2 protein-coding genes and 1 pseudogene are annotated in these 2,216 nt (G+C 57.1%); 1 reads left to right on the forward strand and 2 read right to left on the reverse strand.

Features of this window, described 5'->3' with window-relative positions; translation table 11 throughout:
• Window positions 1-151: 151 nt before the first annotated feature.
• On the forward strand, window positions 152-916 hold the full coding sequence (locus tag EOW68_RS18210; RefSeq protein WP_431359061.1) for a hypothetical protein: 765 nt from the start codon (window positions 152-154) through the stop codon (window positions 914-916).
• Window positions 917-959: 43 nt separating this feature from the next.
• Here EOW68_RS18210 and EOW68_RS18215 read toward each other — a convergent pair whose 3' ends face one another.
• Entirely contained in the window at window positions 960-1,133 is a 174-nt protein-coding gene (locus EOW68_RS18215) for a hypothetical protein (RefSeq protein WP_431359062.1), read from the reverse strand.
• A 42-nt stretch (window positions 1,134-1,175) separates the two neighbouring features.
• Window positions 1,176-1,891, reverse strand: a pseudogene (locus EOW68_RS18220) (SDR family NAD(P)-dependent oxidoreductase).
• Window positions 1,892-2,216 lie beyond the last annotated feature (325 nt).

Consider the following 2,216-nt stretch of genomic DNA (forward strand, 5'->3'; position numbering starts at 1 on the left):
GCCGCTGTTCAATTACGTCTGAGGAGGCTTCAGTGTACACAGCCGTTGCCTCCTCATTCCTGTCGAAAAGAAGTCCCGAAAAGCCGCCACTGTCACGACGTTCTGAGCTTAGCTAAAGACGGATGATACAGGTCGTTGCCGTACGTGTAATATGAATCGTCGTCGGATCCTCGCTACACTCGGTACCGCCACATTCGGGTCTGTCGCGGGCTGTGCTGAGTCACTGCCGTTTGGGGATGATCCTCCTGATGCCGAATCAGTTGTCAAGAATTATCAGTACGAGGAGACGGAGTTGGTCGTCCAACTCAGCGAGGAGTTCGATATTAAGCAGGCCAGCATCTACGATTCCTCGAGTGATACACAGTATGCGTCTATAGACCATCCACGATCGAACTGCCGGTTTCAGGTGGTGTTCCCCGACCGTCTGGAGACGTACGCCTCAAAATCACTCCATCTCGAAGTGAAAACGGCTAGGGGGACGGTCACCGAGTGGATCTGGAAGGGCCCTGCGCACGGTCAGACGTCAGCTGTCGATGTCGGACCAGAAGGTCAAGCCCGGTTCGATATTACGAATCAGGGCGAAAAGCCGCTGCTCGTTCGGTTCGTCGCTATCTCCGGGGACGTTCCCAATCCGACAGGTGATCCACAGCACGAATCGTTCGACCTCTCGGCCCTTGGGTTTGGGCCGGGAGTATTGGGAACCGGGTCGAACCGCCCACAGTCCCCGAATCGTTCGGATTTAGTCATCTCACCAGGAGAGACAGCACCGTTCGAGACAACGTATGCACCGTTTGCGGTTCCCGAGGACAGCACCACCGAGTGGGGTGGGACGGACCGAACCGCGGAAATCACAATTGTACAGGGGTCTGGTGGGAGTACGAAGTACGACTTCATCTACCGCCTAGACGGTCAATAAGCAAGAATCCACAAAATATTCTGCTGAGAGACCTGCGCGATCGCTAAACTCTGACGGTGCTCACCCGGTAGAACCGATTCCGCTCTTTTCCGGTACGCTCTTCGAGTATTCCGTCATCTTCGAGCTGTCCGAGCAGTCTGTTGGCCGTACTGTATTCGGCATCCAACCAGTCGGCTGCTGTGTTCACGTCTAGGTACGGATCTTCGAAGAGTCGCATCACCTCTCTGAGCTGGCCTCTAGCAGTTGGCGGGTAACTGAATTACCACTTAACGGGTTCACGGTCCCTCCAGAATCGGCCACCGGTATTGTTGGGTTCGAATCGCGACAGCCAGACGGGGGTGTCCGCCCCCTCTGCTGGGGTCCGGTTCGCGTTCGGACCTCCCATGTCGGTGCGCACCCAACCAGGACTGGCGGCGTTTGCGATCAGCCCTTCGTCTGCGTACTCGCCGTCAAGATACGCTGTCAGCCCACCGAGTCCAACCTTCGAGATCCGGTAGGATGGGTAGCCCTCCATTTTCCCCCAGTAAACTGGCCGAGATTTGACGAGAGGTTGACCACACGGCCCCCGTCGCTGTCTAGCAACAGTGGGAGCGCGTGCTTCGTGACGAGTGTCGGCCCCCGGAGGTTCACCGCAATTGTCTTGTCGAAATCCTCGGTCGCCGTCTCATGAAGCGGTCCGGACCGCGGGAAAACGCCTGCGTTGTTCACCATGACGTCGAGTCGACCGGTCTCCGCGGCGATGCGGTCGGTTACGGTTGCGATCTCGGACTCCTCGGTCACGTCTAACTGGACCGGCCGCTGGTCGGACGCAGTTACGTCTGCAGTGTCACGTGCTCCGGCGTAGACGGTCGCACCAAGGTCGACCAACTGGCGCGCGATGGCTGCGCCGATACCCCGTGTCGCACCGGTGACGAGCGCCACTTGGCCGTCTAGCGAGTCATAGATGTCGGGCTCGGGAATCGTGTGTCCTGTCATTGCGGGCACTCAGTTTGGGTCCCTCTTAATCGTTATCCGCCAGCTCGGGGCGGTGTTTAGTTGAGTATGAAGAGCGAGGCGCGCAGATTTTCAGCTGGTTAATCGTAGAAATCGCACGCATCGACAAAGGTACTGACTGGATAGATTTGGATTTTGAAAACTGCAAACGGACACCCGAGCTGGTGATGAATCCCAGCATCATCCGTCTTTAGCTAAGCCACCTCTGCGGTTCTTGGCTGGATACCGGTAGCCAGTCGTTCCTGAAGCACGAGACGCTGCTGATGGATTTTTTGGGCATCTTCGATTAGCCGATCCAACAGCGGTG

This window comes from Halovenus amylolytica, from assembly GCA_004015825.1.
In the GTDB taxonomy this organism is placed as follows: domain Archaea; phylum Halobacteriota; class Halobacteria; order Halobacteriales; family Haloarculaceae; genus Halovenus; species Halovenus amylolytica.

What these genes read in the sequence shown, in the direction of transcription:
- EOW68_RS18210 (WP_431359061.1), top strand. Translation starts at nt 152, where the DNA reads ATGAATCGTCGTCGGATCCTCGCTACACTCGGTACCGCCACATTCGGG.
- EOW68_RS18215 (WP_431359062.1), bottom strand. Translation starts at nt 1,133, where the DNA reads ATGCGACTCTTCGAAGATCCGTACCTAGACGTGAACACAGCAGCCGAC.